The sequence below is a fragment of the Pseudomonas peli genome (assembly GCF_050563605.1).
Lineage (GTDB): Bacteria > Pseudomonadota > Gammaproteobacteria > Pseudomonadales > Pseudomonadaceae > Aquipseudomonas > Aquipseudomonas peli_A.
In genome coordinates, this window is sequence record NZ_JBNXUH010000020.1 from 1 (window position 1) to 16193 (window position 16193).

Annotated in this window: 16 protein-coding genes; 13 read left to right on the forward strand and 3 right to left on the reverse strand. The window is 61.6% G+C overall.

The window, feature by feature from the left end; all coding sequences use genetic code 11:
- Positions 1-84 precede the first annotated feature (84 nt).
- The 9 genes from argS to ACQ4LH_RS18120 all read left to right on the forward strand — a co-directional run bounded on the left by argS (position 85) and on the right by ACQ4LH_RS18120 (position 10771).
- Positions 85-1824, forward strand: a complete 1740-nt coding sequence (gene argS / locus ACQ4LH_RS18080; protein ID WP_430698478.1) for an arginine--tRNA ligase — start codon at positions 85-87, stop codon at positions 1822-1824.
- On the forward strand, positions 1825-2505 hold the full coding sequence (locus ACQ4LH_RS18085; RefSeq protein ID WP_430698479.1) for an SPOR domain-containing protein: 681 nt from the start codon (positions 1825-1827) through the stop codon (positions 2503-2505).
- Positions 2506-2781: 276 nt separating this feature from the next.
- Positions 2782-3312, forward strand: a complete 531-nt coding sequence (gene hslV / locus ACQ4LH_RS18090) for an ATP-dependent protease subunit HslV (protein WP_160489431.1) — start codon at positions 2782-2784, stop codon at positions 3310-3312.
- Positions 3313-3339: 27 nt separating this feature from the next.
- Entirely contained in the window at positions 3340-4680 is a 1341-nt protein-coding gene (gene hslU, locus ACQ4LH_RS18095) for an HslU--HslV peptidase ATPase subunit (RefSeq protein WP_430698480.1), read from the forward strand.
- 57 nt (positions 4681-4737) lie between these two features.
- A complete protein-coding gene (locus ACQ4LH_RS18100) occupies positions 4738-5112 on the forward strand; it encodes a gamma-butyrobetaine hydroxylase-like domain-containing protein (RefSeq protein ID WP_430698481.1) in 375 nt (124 codons plus the stop codon).
- Between the two features lie 374 nt (positions 5113-5486).
- Positions 5487-7166, forward strand: a complete 1680-nt coding sequence (gene phaC / locus ACQ4LH_RS18105) for a class II poly(R)-hydroxyalkanoic acid synthase (protein ID WP_430698482.1) — start codon at positions 5487-5489, stop codon at positions 7164-7166.
- 156 nt (positions 7167-7322) lie between these two features.
- The gene (phaZ, locus tag ACQ4LH_RS18110) at positions 7323-8183 is read left to right on the forward strand and encodes a poly(3-hydroxyalkanoate) depolymerase (RefSeq protein ID WP_339411735.1); all 861 of its coding nucleotides are present in this window, start codon (positions 7323-7325) and stop codon (positions 8181-8183) included.
- A gap of 203 nt (positions 8184-8386) precedes the next feature.
- On the forward strand, positions 8387-10069 hold the full coding sequence (gene phaC, locus ACQ4LH_RS18115; protein WP_430698483.1) for a class II poly(R)-hydroxyalkanoic acid synthase: 1683 nt from the start codon (positions 8387-8389) through the stop codon (positions 10067-10069).
- 87 nt (positions 10070-10156) lie between these two features.
- Positions 10157-10771 (forward strand): TetR/AcrR family transcriptional regulator, encoded by a 615-nt coding sequence (locus tag ACQ4LH_RS18120; RefSeq protein ID WP_430698484.1) that lies wholly within the window; start codon positions 10157-10159, stop codon positions 10769-10771.
- Positions 10772-10834: 63 nt separating this feature from the next.
- Here the strand turns inward: ACQ4LH_RS18120 and ACQ4LH_RS18125 are convergent, their stop codons facing one another.
- The 3 genes from ACQ4LH_RS18125 to ACQ4LH_RS18135 form a co-directional block, all read right to left on the reverse strand.
- Entirely contained in the window at positions 10835-11641 is an 807-nt protein-coding gene (locus ACQ4LH_RS18125) for a phasin family protein (protein ID WP_430698485.1), read from the reverse strand.
- 10 nt (positions 11642-11651) lie between these two features.
- Positions 11652-12092, reverse strand: coding sequence for a phasin family protein (locus tag ACQ4LH_RS18130; protein ID WP_430698486.1), 441 nt, complete (start codon positions 12090-12092; stop codon positions 11652-11654).
- A 205-nt stretch (positions 12093-12297) separates the two neighbouring features.
- Positions 12298-12576, reverse strand: coding sequence for a polyhydroxyalkanoic acid system family protein (locus tag ACQ4LH_RS18135; RefSeq protein ID WP_339525415.1), 279 nt, complete (start codon positions 12574-12576; stop codon positions 12298-12300).
- 174 nt (positions 12577-12750) lie between these two features.
- On the opposite strand from ACQ4LH_RS18135, the gene ubiE reads away from it, so the two are divergent.
- The 4 genes from ubiE to hisI all read left to right on the forward strand — a co-directional run bounded on the left by ubiE (position 12751) and on the right by hisI (position 16193).
- On the forward strand, positions 12751-13521 hold the full coding sequence (gene ubiE / locus ACQ4LH_RS18140) for a bifunctional demethylmenaquinone methyltransferase/2-methoxy-6-polyprenyl-1,4-benzoquinol methylase UbiE (protein WP_090254901.1): 771 nt from the start codon (positions 12751-12753) through the stop codon (positions 13519-13521).
- On the forward strand, positions 13521-14138 hold the full coding sequence (locus ACQ4LH_RS18145) for a ubiquinone biosynthesis accessory factor UbiJ (protein WP_430698487.1): 618 nt from the start codon (positions 13521-13523) through the stop codon (positions 14136-14138). The genes ubiE and ACQ4LH_RS18145 overlap by 1 nt, the downstream gene beginning before the upstream one ends.
- Entirely contained in the window at positions 14135-15724 is a 1590-nt protein-coding gene (gene ubiB, locus ACQ4LH_RS18150; protein WP_430698488.1) for a ubiquinone biosynthesis regulatory protein kinase UbiB, read from the forward strand. Before ACQ4LH_RS18145 ends, ubiB begins: the two co-directional genes overlap by 4 nt.
- Before the next feature lie 67 nt (positions 15725-15791).
- Positions 15792-16193, forward strand: a complete 402-nt coding sequence (gene hisI, locus ACQ4LH_RS18155) for a phosphoribosyl-AMP cyclohydrolase (protein WP_430698489.1) — start codon at positions 15792-15794, stop codon at positions 16191-16193.

Sequence of the window (16193 nt, forward strand, 5' to 3'; positions counted from 1 at the left end):
AAMGRGGASGGGCGTCRATAAKGCGCAGTTTTCMACCCAGCGCYTTTGGTGCGCCGCCGCCCCAACNGGCCGACCGAGCAGMCCATGAAAGACAGCATYCGCCCCCTGAYCCAGCAAGCCCTGACCCGCCTCACCGCCGACGGCGTGCTGCCGGAAGGCCTGAGCCCGGCCATTCAGGTGGAGAACACCAAGGACAAGACCCACGGCGACTTCGCCAGCAATATCGCCATGATGCTGGCCAAGCCGGCCGGCATGAAGCCGCGTGACCTGGCCGAGAAGCTGATTGCCGCGCTGCCGGTCGACGCCGCCATCAGCAAGGTCGAGATCGCCGGCCCGGGTTTCCTCAATTTCTATCAGAACACCCAAGCCCTGGCCGCGCGCCTAGATGCCCTGCTGGCCGACGCCAAGCTTGGCGTACGCAAGGCTGGCCCAGCGCAGCGCGTGGTGGTCGACCTGTCGGCACCCAACCTGGCCAAAGAGATGCACGTCGGCCATCTGCGCTCGACCATCATCGGTGACGGCGTGGCGCGGGTGCTGGAATTCCTCGGTGACGACGTGATCCGGCAGAACCACGTGGGCGACTGGGGTACCCAGTTCGGCATGCTGCTGGCCTTTATGCAGGAAAACCCAGAGGCCGCCGAAAGCGAGCTGGCGGACCTGGAAGGTTTCTACCGCGCAGCGAAGAAGCGCTTCGACGAATCCCCTGAGTTCGCCGAACGTGCCCGCGAGCTAGTGGTGCAGCTGCAGGCCGGCGACGCCGAGTGCCTGCGCCTGTGGCACCGCTTCAACGATATTTCCCTGAGCCACTGCCAGGCGTTGTATGACCGCCTCGGCGTGAAGCTGAGCATGGCTGACGTCAAGGGCGAGAGCGCCTACAACGACGACCTGGCCAACGTGGTCGCCGACCTCAAGGCCAAGGGCCTGCTCAGCGAAAGCGACGGCGCCCAGTGCGTGTTTATGGACGAATTCAAGAACGCCGAAGGCAACCCGCTGCCGCTGATCGTGCAGAAGGCTGGTGGCGGTTACCTGTACGCCACCACCGACCTGGCCGCCACGCGCTACCGCGCCAATGTATTGAAAGCCGACCGCGCGCTGTACTTCGTCGATCAGCGCCAGGCCCTGCACTTCCAGATGGTCTTCACTGCCGCGCGTCTGGCTGGTTTCGTCCCGGCCAACATGCAGCTGGAACATATGGGCTTCGGCACCATGAACGGCGCCGATGGCCGCCCGTTCAAGACCCGCGACGGCGGCACGGTGAAGCTGGTCGACCTGCTCGATGAAGCCGAAGAGCGCGCCTACGCCCTGGTCAAAGGCAAGAACCCCGAGCTGGACGAAGCCGAGCTACGGCAGATCGCCCGCGCCGTAGGCATCGGCGCGGTGAAATACGCCGACCTGTCCAAGCACCGCACCAGCGACTACCGCTTCAACTTCGAGCTGATGCTCAGCTTCGAGGGCAACACCGCGCCGTATCTGCTGTACGCCTACACCCGCGTGGCCAGCGTGTTCCGCAAGCTGGGCAAGGGCTTCGAGCAGATCGAAGGCAGTCTCGACCTGCAGGCCGCCCACGAAATCGAACTGGCCGGCAAACTCGCGCAGTTCGCCGAAGTGCTCGCCAGCGTTGCCGACAAGGGCGAGCCACACCTGCTCTGTGCTTACCTGTACGACCTGGCCGGGCTGTTCTCCAGCTTCTACGAGAACTGCCCGATCCTCTCCACCGAGGACGAAGCGCTGCGCAACAGCCGCCTGCGCCTGGCCGCACTGACCGCGCGCACGCTCAAGCAGGGCCTGGAACTGCTCGGCCTGGAAACCCTGGAGCGCATGTAAGTGGCCGCCAAGAAAAAACCCGCCGCCAAACGTGGCGCCAGCCGTTACCAGGCGCCAGCGAAAAAGCCGGTGCCGGGCTGGTTCTGGCTGGTTTGCGGCCTGGTGATCGGCGGCTTTATGGTGTTTCTGTTCAGCCTCGAACCGGGTCGCGATGAGATCAAGCGCAACAAGGTCGAACAGGCGCGCGTCACTCAGGCCAATAAAGCGACGGCCGCCAAGCCCGCCAGCAACGAGCCGGCCAAGCCTAAATACGACTTCTACACCCTGCTGCCGGAATCGGAAGTGATCCTGCCGCCGCAAAGCATCGAGCCCGTCGCACCGCCCGCGCAGAAGCCGGTCACCCCGGAAGAAGCCGCAAAGATCGACGCCGCACGTGCCGAAGCCGCGCTCAACGGCCAGGTGCCGCCACCGCCGCCAGTGGTCGCCAAGGGCCCGGTCAGCTCGCAGTTCTTCCTCCAGGCCGGTTCATTCCGCCGCAAGGATGACGCCGACAGCCTGCGCGCGCAGATCATCCTGCTCGGGCAAAGCGTGCAGGTGGAATCCGGCACGGTGCGCGAAGAAACCTGGCACCGCGTGCTGGTCGGCCCTTTCGCCACCCGCGAGCAGCTCGGCCAAGCGCAAAAATCCTTGGCCGCCAGCGGCTTTAGCAACCTGTTGTTACAGCAGCGCCAAAGCCAGTAAGTTCAAGCCCTGCGGCGTAACCCAAGAACCTGTTTCGGATCTCGCGAGCTAGAGCAAAACAAGGCGAAAACGGCTGAGGAAGCGGAGTTTACGAGTTGTAAATGAGCATTCCGAAGCCGTTTTCAACGCAGTTTGGCCGACGCGCAGCAGATTCCGAGGCAGGTTCTGACGACTATTTGTCGGAGAGCGAGTGCCCCAGGGCTTGAAGCAGGCCATCGCTGCCCCCACTTCATTCGGCATTGGGCACTTTCGCCCCGCTGCGTGGAGACTCTCCCCTTGACCACCATCGTTTCAGTACGCCGCAACGGCAAAGTCGTCATGGGCGGCGACGGCCAGGTGTCCCTCGGCAATACCGTGATGAAAGGCAACGCGAAAAAAGTTCGCCGCCTGTACCACGGCCAGGTGCTGGCCGGCTTCGCCGGTGCCACCGCCGACGCCTTTACCCTGTTCGAACGCTTCGAAGGCCAGCTGGAGAAGCACCAAGGCCATCTGGTGCGCGCCGCCGTCGAGCTGGCCAAAGACTGGCGCACCGACCGCTCCCTGAGCCGCCTGGAAGCCATGCTGGCAGTGGCCAACAAGGACGCCTCCTTGATCATTACCGGCAACGGCGACGTGGTTGAGCCCGAGCAAGGCCTGATCGCCATGGGCTCCGGCGGCGGCTTCGCCCAGGCTGCGGCCATGGCCCTGCTGCAGAAAACTGACCTGAGCGCCCGTGAAATCACCGAAACCGCGTTGAACATTGCCGGCTCCATCTGTGTCTTCACTAATCAGAACCTAACTATCGAAGAAGAAGACTGCGCTGAATAAGCGCGTCTTCTTCTGGAGTATCGCCGAATGTCCATGACGCCCCGCGAGATCGTTCACGAATTAAACCGCCATATCATCGGTCAGGACGACGCCAAGCGCGCCGTGGCCATCGCCCTGCGCAACCGCTGGCGGCGCATGCAGCTGCCGCTTGAGCTGCGCGCCGAAGTAACGCCGAAGAACATCCTGATGATCGGCCCGACCGGCGTCGGCAAGACCGAAATCGCCCGCCGCCTGGCCAAGCTGGCCAATGCGCCGTTTATCAAGGTGGAAGCGACCAAGTTCACCGAGGTCGGCTATGTCGGCCGCGATGTCGAGTCGATCATCCGTGACCTCGCCGATGCGGCAATCAAGATGCTGCGCGAGCAGGAGATGATCAAAGTGCGTCACCGCGCCGAAGATGCCGCCGAAGAGCGCATCCTTGATGCCCTGCTCCCGCCGCCACGCACCGGCTTCAACGAAGACCCGGCGCCGAGCAACGATTCCAACACCCGCCAGCTGTTCCGCAAGCGCCTGCGCGAAGGTCAGCTGGACGACAAGGACATCGAAATCGAAGTGGCCGACGCCCCGGCCGGCATCGAAATCATGACCCCTCCGGGCATGGAAGAGATGACCAACCAGCTGCAGAGCCTGTTTTCCAGCATGGGCAAGGGCAAGAAGAAGAGCCGCAAGCTCAAGGTCAAGGAAGCCCTCAAGCTGGTGCGCGACGAAGAAGCCGCGCGTCTGGTCAACGAGGAAGAGCTCAAGGCCCAGGCTCTGGAAGCCGTGGAACAGAACGGCATCGTGTTTATCGACGAGATCGACAAGGTGGCCAAGCGCGGCAACACCAGCGGCGCCGACGTGTCCCGCGAAGGCGTGCAGCGCGACTTGCTGCCGCTGATCGAAGGCTGCACGGTGAACACCAAGCTGGGCATGGTGAAAACCGACCACATCCTGTTTATCGCCTCCGGCGCGTTCCACCTGAGCAAGCCGAGCGACCTGGTGCCCGAGCTGCAAGGCCGCCTGCCGATTCGCGTGGAGCTGAAAGCCCTGACCCCGCAAGACTTCGAGCGCATCCTCACCGAGCCGCACGCCTCACTGACCGAGCAATACGCCGCACTGCTGAACACCGAAGGCCTGGGCATTCAGTTCGTAGCCGAAGGTATCAAGCGCATCGCCGAGATCGCTTATCAGGTCAACGAGAAGACCGAGAACATCGGTGCGCGCCGCCTGCACACCCTGCTTGAGCGCCTGCTGGAGGAGGTTTCCTTCAGCGCCGGCGATCTGGCTGGCCAGCAGAACGGTACGCCGATCGTGATCGACGCGGCCTACGTCAACAGCCACCTCGGCGAGCTGGCGCAGGACGAAGACCTGTCGCGCTATATCCTGTAACGCGCCCGCCCGTAGCCCGGATGCTCCCCGGGCTACGGAGCAACCCAGGAAGCAATAATGCGCATCCCTACTGCGATAAAACTGCACAAAGCCTCGAAAACCCTAGAACTGCACTACGGGGCTGACGAGCGCTACACCCTGCCCGCCGAGTTCCTCCGTGTGCACTCGCCGTCGGCAGAAGTGCAGGGCCATGGCAAGCCGATCCTGCAGACCGGCAAGCTCGGCGTTGGCCTGAACAAGATCGAGCCCGCCGGCAATTACGCCCTCAAACTGACCTTCGATGACGGCCACGACAGCGGCCTGTTCACCTGGGATTACCTGGAGCAGCTATCCCTGCGTCAGAGCGAACTGTGGAACGATTACCTCGCTGCCCTAGCCGCCGCCGGCAAGTCCCGCGACCCCAGCGAAAGCGTGGTCAAGTTGATGCTGTAAACGGCTGAAGCGACATGCCGTCAGTAATTGGCTCAGGCACTTCAGTGATTTCCTCACCCCTGCCCCGCCAAGCGGCAATCTGCCGCAGCGCAGCAGCCCGTCTAGCCCGTTGATCCTGACCGGTTAGAGCGCATTTTCTAATCCTTCCCTGCATACTCATCGCGCATTCGGCCTGGATCGCGGCCGGCTTGCACAAATTCTCAAACTCGGGTAACCAAGTAGTTGGAAGTTTCTCGCGCCAGGCAGCCCCTGCGACGAGGACGATTGCGGAGCGATCCGCCCTTGGTAATCCGGGCAATACCTGGCCCTTAGCCCTGTGTCGCCGTGCACAGTATTACGCCGGTATTTCGTCTCAGGACAATGGAGCGTTGTAGATGACAGATAAGAATAATGATGACCTGAAGCACCAGGCCTCCGAGAACACTTTGGGCCTTAACCCGGTGATCGGCATCCGCGGTAAAGACCTACTTAGCTCCGCCCGAGTCGTGCTCAAGCAAGCCCTCAAGCAACCCCTGCACAGCGCCAAACACCTTGCCCACTTCAGCATGGAGCTGAAGAACGTGATGCTCGGCCAATCCGACCTCACCCCAACCGAAGGCGACCGGCGCTTTGCCGATCCGGCCTGGAGTCAGAATCCGCTGTACCGCCGCTACCTGCAGACCTACCTGGCCTGGCGCAAAGAGCTGCATGACTGGGTCGAGCACAGCAACCTGTCTGAACAGGATGCCAGCCGTGGCCACTTCGTGATCAATCTGATGACCGAAGCCATGGCCCCGAGCAACAGCATGGCCAACCCGGCTGCAGTCAAACGCTTCTTCGAAACCGGCGGCAAAAGCCTGCTCGACGGCCTGTCGCACCTGGCTCAGGACATCGTAAACAACGGTGGCATGCCCAGCCAGGTCAACATGAATGCCTTCGAGGTCGGCAAAAGCTTGGCCACCACCGATGGCGCGGTGATTTTCCGCAACGATCTGCTGGAGCTGATCCAGTACAAACCGATCACAGAGCAAGTGCACGAGCGCCCATTGCTGGTGGTGCCGCCGCAGATCAACAAATTCTACGTCTTCGACCTGTCGCCAGAAAAAAGCGTCGCGCGCTTCCTGTTGCGCAACGGTATCCAGACCTTCGTGGTGAGCTGGCGCAACCCGACCAAGGCACACCGCGAGTGGGGCCTGTCGACCTATATCGAAGCACTGAAAGAAGCCATCGACGTGGTTACCGCCGTCACTGGCAGCAAAGACATCAACATGCTCGGCGCCTGTTCCGGCGGCCTCACCACCACCTCGCTGTTGGGCCATTACGCCGCGCTGGGTGAGAAGAAGGTGCATGCCCTGACCCTGCTGGTCAGCGTGCTGGATAACCGCCTGGAAACCGACGTGGCGCTGTTCGCCGACGAGAAAAGCCTGGAGATGGCCAAGCGCCGTTCCTACCAGGCCGGTGTGCTGGAAGGCAGCGACATGGCCAAGGTATTCGCCTGGATGCGCCCCAACGACCTGATCTGGAATTACTGGGTCAACAACTACCTGCTCGGCAACGAGCCGCCGGTGTTCGATATCCTCTACTGGAACAACGACACCACGCGCCTGCCCGCGGCCCTGCATGGCGAGTTTATCGACATGTTTACCTCCAACCCGCTGATTCGCCCGGGTGCGCTGGAAGTCTGCGGTACCCCGGTCGATCTCAAGCAGGTCACCAGCGACCTCTACTGCGTGGCCGGCACCACCGACCACATCACCCCGTGGGAGTCGTGCTACAAGTCGGCCAACCTGTTCGGCGGCAATGTCGAGTTCGTGCTGTCCAACAGCGGGCATATCCAGAGCATTCTCAACCCGCCGGGTAACCCGAAATCACGCTACATGACCAACACCCAGATGCACGCGGACCCGAAAACCTGGCAAGCCAGCTCGACCAAGCACGCCGACTCCTGGTGGCTGCATTGGCAGGTCTGGCTCGCCGCGCGCTCCGGCGCGCACAAGAAGGCACCGAGCCAACTGGGCAACAAGAAACATCCGGCCGGCGAAGCAGCACCCGGCACTTACGTTCACGAACGTTGATCCCCTGCGCACTGCGCAACACTGCCCGCGGCACTGGAAGTGTCGCTCGCCCACCTACTCATTTGAGCGGGTGAGGCGAACCAGGCTTTGCCCTGGCGTTTCTGGAAAAGGCCTGGAGGGTCTGATCCAGCGTTTTAATTGATAGGGCTTTTGCGCATGTCGCTACCTTTTGTATTCCGTACCATTGAACTGGACGGCCAAACCATCCGTACCGCGGTTCGCCCCGGTAACGGCAAGATGACCCCGCTGCTGATCTTCAACGGCATCGGGGCCAACCTGGAGTTGGTCATGCCTTTCGTGCGTGCCCTGGACCCCGGCCTGGAAGTCATCGCGTTCGACGTTCCCGGCGTTGGCGGCTCCTCCACGCCCAGCACGCCGTACCGCTTTCCTGGCCTGGCCAAACTCGCCGCGCGCATGCTCGATTACCTCGACTACGGTCAGGTCAATGCGATTGGCGTGTCGTGGGGCGGCGCCCTGGCGCAGCAGTTCGCCCACGATTACCCGGAGCGCTGCAAGAAGCTGATCCTCGCGGCCACCTCGGCCGGCGCGGTGATGATTCCCGGCAAACCCAAGGTGCTCTGGTGCATGGCCAGCCCGCGGCGTTATGTGCAGCCGTCCTACGGCGTGCAGATTGCTCCGGAAATCTACGGCGGCGCGTTCCGCCGCGACCCGAAACTGGCCCTGGCGCATGCCAGTAAAGTCCGTTCGGGCGGCAAGATGGGCTACTACTGGCAGCTGTTCGCAGGCTTGGGCTGGACCAGCATTCACTGGCTGCACAAGATTCGCCAACCGACGCTGGTGATGGCCGGCGACGACGATCCGCTAATCCCGCTGGTGAATATGCGTCTGCTGGCCTGGCGCATCCCCAACTCAGAGCTGCACGTAATCGACGATGGCCACCTGTTCCTAGTGACCCGCGCCGAGGCCGTCGCTCCAATCATCATGAAATTCCTTGAGGAAGAACGTCAGCGCGCGATCATGCACCCACAGCCCGCGCCAGCCCGCACTCTCGGCTAACCGCACCTTGGTTGGGCAAGTGCATCGCAGTGCGCACTGGAGCTGTGCCTGAAGCTCAGTGCTTGACCCACTTTCGGGCACGTTGTATTACCTGGGACTTGGCGCGCGGCAGTCTGGAACGCACATGCGCGCGCATTGGTATAAGCCTTGCTGCTTATCTATCAACCTTGAAGTCTCACGGTTTGACGACGGAGTGTTGCCCAATGCGAGACCAACCAGCCAAACGCGCCTTGCCGGCGAACAAAAGCGTGATGAACGCGCAAAATGCAGTGGTCGGCCTGCGCGGCCGCGACCTGCTGTCCACCCTGCGCAGCCTCGCTCTGCAAGGGGTCAAGCAACCCATCCACAGTGCACGGCATGTCGCTGCGCTAGGCGGCCAACTGGGTCGTGTGCTGATGGGCGACAAGCCGTTCAAGGTCAACCCGCAAGATCCGCGCTTCGCCGACCCGACCTGGCGTGACAACCCGATCTACAGCCGCAGCCTGCAAGCCTACCTGGCCTGCCAGAAGCAGCTGAACAACTGGATCGACGAGAGCAATCTGGATGCCGATGACCGCGCCCGCGCGCGCTTTGTCGCCACCCTGCTGGGCGATGCCCTGGCACCCAGCAACACCCTGCTCAACCCGCAAGTGATCAAGGAGCTGTTCAACACCGGCGGCAGCAGCCTGCTCAAGGGCGTAACGCACCTATTCGATGACCTGGTAAACAACGATGGCATGCCCAGCCAAGTCAGCAAAAAGGCTTTCGAAGTCGGTCGTAACCTGGCCACCACCAGCGGCTCTGTGGTGTTTCGCAGCGAATTGCTGGAGCTGATCCAGTACAAGCCAATGAGCGAAAAGCAGTACGCCAAGCCGCTGCTGATCGTGCCGCCGCAGATCAACAAGTTCTATATTTTCGACCTCTCCAGCGAGAAGAGCTTCGTTCAGTACGCCCTGAAGAACGGTCTGCAGACCTTCGTGGTCAGCTGGCGCAACCCTGACCCGCGGCACCGCGAGTGGGGTCTGTCGAGCTACGTGGAAGCACTCGAAGTTGCTATTGATGCCTGCCGGGAAATCACCGGCAGCAAGGACGTAAACCTACTCGGCGCCTGCGCCGGCGGCCTGACCATCGCCGCGCTGCAGGGCCATCTGCAAGCCAAGCGCCAGCTGCGCAAAGTGGCCAGCGCCACCTACATGGTCAGCCTGCTCGACAGCCAGATCGACAGCCCGGCCATGCTGTTTGCCGACGAGTTGACCCTCGAAGCCGCCAAGCGCCGCTCCTATCAACAAGGCGTGCTGGATGGCCGCGACATGGCGCGGGTATTCGCCTGGATGCGCCCCAACGACCTGATCTGGAATTACTGGGTCAACAACTACCTGCTCGGCAAACAGCCACCGGCCTTCGACATTCTCTACTGGAACAACGACAACACCCGCCTGCCGGCCGCCCTGCATGGCGACCTGATCGACTTCTTCAAACACAACCCGCTGACCCACCCGCGCGGCCTGGAAGTCTGCGGCACTCCGGTCGATTTACAGAAGGTCACGGTGGACAGTTTCAGCGTCGCCGGGATCAACGACCACATTACCCCCTGGGATGCGGTGTACCGCTCGACCCTGCTGCTGGGCGGTGACCGGCGCTTTATCCTGTCCAACAGCGGACATATCCAAAGCATCCTCAACCCGCCGGGCAACCCCAAATCCAATTACATGGAAAACCCCAAACTCACCGGCGACCCACGCGCCTGGTATCACGATGCCGAGCACGTGCAGGGCAGCTGGTGGCCGGTATGGCTGAGCTGGATGCAAGAGCGTTCGGGCGAGCAGAAGGACACCCTGATGGCCCTGGGCAACCAGAATTACCCGGCCATGGAGGCCGCACCCGGCACCTATGTGCATGTGCGTTAAAACATCGTTCCAAGCATGATCAAACTGGCCGCAAGCGATTGCGGCCAGGTATCTTCAGCCTTCCCGCGGCCAGAATAAGAAGACCGGATGAAAACCCGCGACAGAATCCTTGAGTGTGCCCTGCTGCTGTTCAACCAGAAGGGCGAACCGAACGTTTCCACCCTGGAAATCGCCAACGAACTGGGCATCAGCCCGGGCAACCTGTACTACCACTTCCACGGCAAGGAACCACTGATCCTCGGCTTGTTCGAGCGTTTTCAGGCGGAACTGGCGCCGCTGCTTTCACCGCCCGAAGACGTGCAGCTGGATGTGGAAGATTACTGGCTGTTTCTGCACCTGATCGTCGAGCGCCTGGCGCACTACCGCTTTCTGTTCCAGGACCTGTCCAACCTAACCAGCCGCCTACCGAAACTGGAACGCGGCATGCGTCATTGGCTCAATAGCCTGAAGCGCGCCCTGGCCGAACTGCTGGCGCAACTGCAGCTCGATGGCCAGTTGCAAAGCGATACCCAGGCGCTGGGTCAGCTGGTCGAGCAGATCACCCTGACCCTGCTGTTCTCCCTCGACTACCAGCGCATCATCGGCCGTGAGGGTGAAAGCCGCCTGGTGGTGTATCAGGTGATGATGCTGGTGGCCCCGCACCTGGCCGAAGAGTCGCGCTACGCGGCAGAGCACCTGGCGCAGCGTTACCTGGAAGATTAACCCGGCTGCACAAACGCAAACGCCCGGCACTAGGCCGGGCGTTTGCGTTGACTGCTGCGCGTCTTACGACTGGGTAGCAGGTGTCGCAGGTGCAGCAGGAGCGGCTGCCGGAGCAGGCGCAGCAGCGGCCACCGGAGCAGCCGGTTTAGCGGCTACTGGCTTGGCTGGTGCCGGCTTGGCCGCAGCTTTGACTGCCGGTTTAGCGACAGGCTTGGCTGCTGGTTTGGCAGCAGGTTTAGCTGCTGGCTTAGCGGCAGCTTTGGCAACCGGCTTAGCAGCGGGTTTAGCAGCAGGCTTGGCTGCAGCTTTGGCTACCGGTTTAGCGGCAGGCTTAGCAGCAGGTTTGGCCGCTGGTTTAGCTGCAGCTTTAGCAACCGGCTTGGCAGCGGGTTTAGCGGCAGGCTTGGCAGCAACCTTCTTGACGGCAGGCTTAACCGAGCTAACCGATACACCGGTGAGTTTCTCGATCTGCTTGGTCAGGCTTTCGACTTTGGCGTTGAGCGCTTTCACTTCATTGCGGCTCGGTACACCGAGACGCGAAATGGCATTGTTCAGACGCTTGTCGAAGGCTTCTTCCAGCTCGCCCCACTTGCCAATAGCCTTGTCTTTGACTTCATCGACTTTCGACTTGGCGGAGCCCACGGTGGAACCCACGGAGGACTTCACTGCGCCAACTTGCTTGTCGACTTCGGTCTTGGCTTGCTTCTCAGCTTTTTCGCCATCCTTGACCAGCGTGTCGAACAGCTTGTTGCCGTCCTTGCTGACCTTGGAGTAGGCACCCAAACCAGCCAGCCAGATTTGACGCGAGTATTTTTCTACTTCGCCGATCCAGGAAGTGGTTTGCTTTTCGGTTTTCTTTTTGACAGCCATCCTGCTCTCCTTACTTGGTACGCGCGACGTGCTCGAGCAACGCGCTCAGCTCATCCAGCTTAGCAGAGAGTGCTTCAACATCCTGCTTGGACGGGATACCAATGCGGTTCAGAGCGCTGGCAACACGGTTGTCGAAGGCTTTCTCGATCTTGTCGAGCTGCACTTCAAACTTGCCTTTCACGCTGCTGACGTTGCTGGTGACAGTGCTTTTAACGCTGTCGATCTGGCTGTTGGCTGCTTCAACTTGTTCGTTGACCAGTTTTTTGCCTTGTTTTTCAACGCCTTCGCCACTCTTCACGAGCTCTTTGAAGTACTCGGCACCTTCCTGACCCGCTTTGGCGTATGCGCCCAGGCCGGCCAAGTAAATCTTGCGGGCGTACACTTTTGCGTCACTCAGCACGCTGCTGGTTTCTTCAACGACGGCTTTCTTTTTAACGGCAACTTTCGACATGGTGCACCTCACTCTAAGTGTTTCGAGGAAACGCCCACGGAATGCAGGCTTAGGAGCACGGTATCGATGAAAATTAGAAACCGCATACTAAGCGTGAGAAAAAACTGCCTGGAGCAGTTTTAAACGTTGCGCAGCAACGGCCCGAAGGGTGGCCGCCATGGATGGCTGGCCATCAAAAACTGCCAAGGTGCCATCAGGCGACACCTCAAGCCTGCAGATTCTTGTCCAGCACCTCTTCGATTTCGCGTTTGATGCTGCCGCTCATGGCCGACAGCAACAGGCCCAGGCTGAGCTGCACGCGCACGCTGTGCTCATGCACTTCAATACGGCCATCCGCGCCGCTGCGCTTGAACTCCAGGTTGTCGCCATTCCAGCGGTAGCGCACGTCGTATTCGCGGGCCAGGCGCTCGGCCAGTTGCTCGGCTTTCTCGCGGGCGACTTCGCGCCCCAGGGAGTGGGGACGTTCGACGGTGATCTTGGCCATGGCATTTCTCCTCGCCAGTTAACTGCGACCTTAGGTCGCGAGACTATAGCAAGCTGCGCGGGTGCAAAGCCTTCAGGCTTTTACTTGCGCGCGCGGCTTGAAGCCTAGGGCGGCTTTTAGGTTTAGAATGGCCGCCACTTTAGATGCAGCCTCTGTGTTTTAGGAAAGGGCAAGATGAACGATCCGCGCAAGAGCAGCGACAGCGAACCCACCACGCACTTTGGTTTCCAGAGCGTGCCGGAAAGCCAGAAGGCGGAAAAAGTCGCCGAAGTCTTCCACTCGGTGGCGGCCAAGTACGACCTGATGAACGATGTGCTGTCCGGCGGCATGCACCGCCTGTGGAAGCGCTTCACCATCGAGCTGTCGGGCGTGCGCAGCGGCAACCGGGTGCTGGATATCGCCGGCGGTACGGGCGATCTGACCCGCAAGTTCTCCAGCCTGGTCGGTCCGACCGGCGAAGTGGTGCTGGCTGATATCAACGAATCAATGCTGCGCGTCGGCCGGGATCGCCTGCTCGACAAGGGCGTGGCCGGCAACGTCAGCTTCGTTCAGGCCGATGCGGAGAAACTGCCGTTCCCGGACAACCACTTCGACGTGGTGACCATCGCCTTCGGCCTGCGCAACGTGACGCATAAAGAAGATGCCATCCGTTCGATGCTGCGCGTGCTCAAGCCCGGCGGTCGCCTGCTGATCCTGGAATTCTCCAAACCGTCCAGCCCGCTGCTGTCGAAGTTCTACGACGCCTACTCGTTCAAGTTTATGCCTCTGGCCGGCAAGCTGATCACCAACGACGCCGAAAGCTACCGCTACCTGGCCGAGTCGATCCGCATGCACCCGGATCAGGACACCCTCAAAGCGATGATGGTGGAAGCCGGCTTCGAGCGCGTGACCTTCCACAACATGACCGGCGGCATCGTCGCCCTGCACCGCGGCATCAAGCCCTGATGCTGCTGACCGGGCTGCTGGCCGGCGTCGAACTCGGCCTTAACCGCGTGTTGGCCATGGACAGCACCGCGCTGCCGCGCCTGGCACGCTTGAGCGGCCGGGTGATTGCCGTCGAGTGCTCCGCGCCGAATATGCAGCTGTTTATTCTGCCCAGCGCCAACGGCCTGCAACTGGCCGCACAATGGGCAGGCGAAGCGGATTGTCGCCTGCGCGCACCCGCCTCGAGCCTCGTGCGTCTGGCCACCAGCAAGGACAAGACCAGCATCCTGCACAGCCCGGACGTCAGCCTAGATGGCGACAGCGCCGCCCTGCTGGAACTGGCCGGGATCCTTCAGGATCTCGAGCTGGACTGGGAGTACGAACTGTCGCGCTGGCTCGGCCCGGTCGGTAGCCAGCTGCTCGGTGGCCATCTGCGCAGCCGGGTTAACTGGAGCAACCAGGCGCTCGACAGCCTGCGTCTGAACCTCGCCGATTACCTCAGTGAAGAATCCCGCAGCCTGGTCGGCCAGCGCGAAGCCGATGCGCGCTTCGCCGAACTGGACCACCTCAAGCTGTCCCTCGACCGACTCGACGCGCGCATCGAGCGCCTCGCCCAACGCCATAAGCCCATCGCATGAAGCTGCTTGCCGTTCGTCGTTTGTTGCGTATCCAGCGCGTAGTCATTCGCTACCAGCTGGACGACCTGTTATTCGCCCTGCCGCTGCCCTTCTGGGCACGCGCGCTGCGTTATGTGCTGCCCTGGCGCTGGCTGCCACGCCGCGACTTGCTGCTGACGCGAGGTGCACGCTTGCGTTTGGCGTTGGAGGAACTGGGGCCGATCTTTATCAAGTTCGGCCAGCTGCTTTCCACCCGCCGCGACCTACTGCCCCCGGATATTGCCGATGAGCTGGCCAAGTTGCAGGATCAGGTGCCACCCTTCGATCCGGCCAAGGCACTGGCGCTGATCGAGTCACAACTGGGCGCCAAGGTCGGCGAAGTATTTGCCCGCTTTGATACTCAGCCGCTGGCCTCGGCCTCCGTCGCCCAGGTACATGCCGCGCAGCTGAAAAGCGGCGAAGATGTGGTGGTCAAGGTCATTCGCCCCGGCCTGAAACCGGTAATCGAGCAGGATATTGCCTGGCTGTTTCTTCTCGCCAAACTGGCCGAGCGTGCCTCCGCCGATGCCCGCCGGCTGCGCCCGGTAGAAGTGGTCAGCGATTACGAAAAGACCATTTACGACGAACTCGACCTGCTGCGCGAAGCGGCCAACGCCAGCCAGCTGCGGCGCAACTTCGAAGGCTCGCCGCTGCTCTATGTGCCGCAGGTGTACTGGGACTATTGCCGGCCGAAAGTGCTGGTGATGGAGCGCATCTACGGTATTCAGGTCACCGACCTGGAAACCCTGGCCGATCAGCGCACCGACATGAAACTGCTGGCCGAGCGCGGCGTGGAGATTTTCTTCACCCAGGTGTTCCGCGACAGCTTCTTCCACGCCGACATGCACCCCGGCAATATTTTCGTCAGCACCCGCACGCCGTGGAACCCGCAGTACATTGCCATCGACTGCGGCATCATCGGCAGCCTCACCGCCGAAGATCAGGACTACCTGGCGCGCAACCTGATTGCCTTCTTCAAGCGCGATTACCGTCGCGTGGCGCAGCTGCATATCGACTCGGGCTGGGTGCCGGCGGAAACCAAGATCAATGATTTCGAGGCGGCAATCCGCACCGTGTGCGAGCCGATCTTCGAAAAACCACTGAAGGACATCTCCTTCGGCCAGGTGCTGTTGCGTCTGTTCCAGACTGCGCGGCGCTTCAATATGGAAGTGCAGCCGCAGCTGGTGCTGCTGCAGAAAACCCTGCTCAACATCGAAGGCCTAGGCCGTCAGCTGTACCCGGACCTCGATCTGTGGAGCACCGCGCAGCCGTTTCTCGAGCGCTGGATGCGTGAGCGCATCAGCCCGCTGCAGCTGCTGCGCAACCTGCAACTGCAGGCCGAACAGGTGCCGCACCTGTCGCAGATCGCCCGCGAAACCCTCGAGCGCCTAAACCAGCAGCCGACCAGCCGCCAGGAACAGCCTGCACCGAGCCGCCAATGGCCGGCCCGCCTGCTCGGCGCAGCGCTGATCGCTGGCGCAGCTACACAAGGCCTGGCATTGAGCCTGGTCGTCTGGCCGAGCTGGCTGATGCTCGCAGGCGGCATCTATCTGGTGCTGCGCCGATAGCCACACCGGGTGCGCGCTGGCACACTAGCCTTCTGAATCAAGCAGCCCGAGATGGGCGGATAGGGCAATGACTGACTGGCTCGACGAAATCAACTGGAACAGCGACGGCTTGGTGCCGGCAATCGCCCAGGACCACAAAACCGGCCGCGTGCTAATGATGGCCTGGATGAACCGCGAAGCCCTGGCCCTGACCGCCACCGAGCAGCGCGCCATCTACTGGTCACGCTCGCGCGGCAAACTCTGGCGTAAGGGCGAAGAATCCGGGCATGTGCAGAAACTGCATGAAATGCGCCTGGACTGCGACGCTGACGTGATCATCCTGATGGTTGAACAGCTGGGCGGTATCGCCTGCCACACCGGCCGCGAGAGCTGCTTCTACCGGGTGTTCGAGGACGGTACCTGGAAAATCGTCGAACCGGTGTTGAAAGACCCGCACGCCATCTACAGCGCAGGACATACCCATGAGTAA

Excerpts from the sequence above, each read along its gene's own strand:
- hslU (WP_430698480.1), top strand. The coding sequence starts at position 3,340 with ATGTCCATGACGCCCCGCGAGATCGTTCACGAATTAAACCGCCATATC.
- ACQ4LH_RS18100 (WP_430698481.1), top strand. The coding sequence starts at position 4,738 with ATGCGCATCCCTACTGCGATAAAACTGCACAAAGCCTCGAAAACCCTA.
- phaC (WP_430698482.1), top strand. The coding sequence starts at position 5,487 with ATGACAGATAAGAATAATGATGACCTGAAGCACCAGGCCTCCGAGAAC.
- phaZ (WP_339411735.1), top strand. The coding sequence starts at position 7,323 with ATGTCGCTACCTTTTGTATTCCGTACCATTGAACTGGACGGCCAAACC.
- phaC (WP_430698483.1), top strand. The coding sequence starts at position 8,387 with ATGCGAGACCAACCAGCCAAACGCGCCTTGCCGGCGAACAAAAGCGTG.
- ACQ4LH_RS18120 (WP_430698484.1), top strand. The coding sequence starts at position 10,157 with ATGAAAACCCGCGACAGAATCCTTGAGTGTGCCCTGCTGCTGTTCAAC.
- ACQ4LH_RS18125 (WP_430698485.1), bottom strand. The coding sequence starts at position 11,641 with ATGGCTGTCAAAAAGAAAACCGAAAAGCAAACCACTTCCTGGATCGGC.
- ACQ4LH_RS18130 (WP_430698486.1), bottom strand. The coding sequence starts at position 12,092 with ATGTCGAAAGTTGCCGTTAAAAAGAAAGCCGTCGTTGAAGAAACCAGC.
- ACQ4LH_RS18135 (WP_339525415.1), bottom strand. The coding sequence starts at position 12,576 with ATGGCCAAGATCACCGTCGAACGTCCCCACTCCCTGGGGCGCGAAGTC.
- ubiE (WP_090254901.1), top strand. The coding sequence starts at position 12,751 with ATGAACGATCCGCGCAAGAGCAGCGACAGCGAACCCACCACGCACTTT.
- ACQ4LH_RS18145 (WP_430698487.1), top strand. The coding sequence starts at position 13,521 with ATGCTGCTGACCGGGCTGCTGGCCGGCGTCGAACTCGGCCTTAACCGC.
- ubiB (WP_430698488.1), top strand. The coding sequence starts at position 14,135 with ATGAAGCTGCTTGCCGTTCGTCGTTTGTTGCGTATCCAGCGCGTAGTC.
- hisI (WP_430698489.1), top strand. The coding sequence starts at position 15,792 with ATGACTGACTGGCTCGACGAAATCAACTGGAACAGCGACGGCTTGGTG.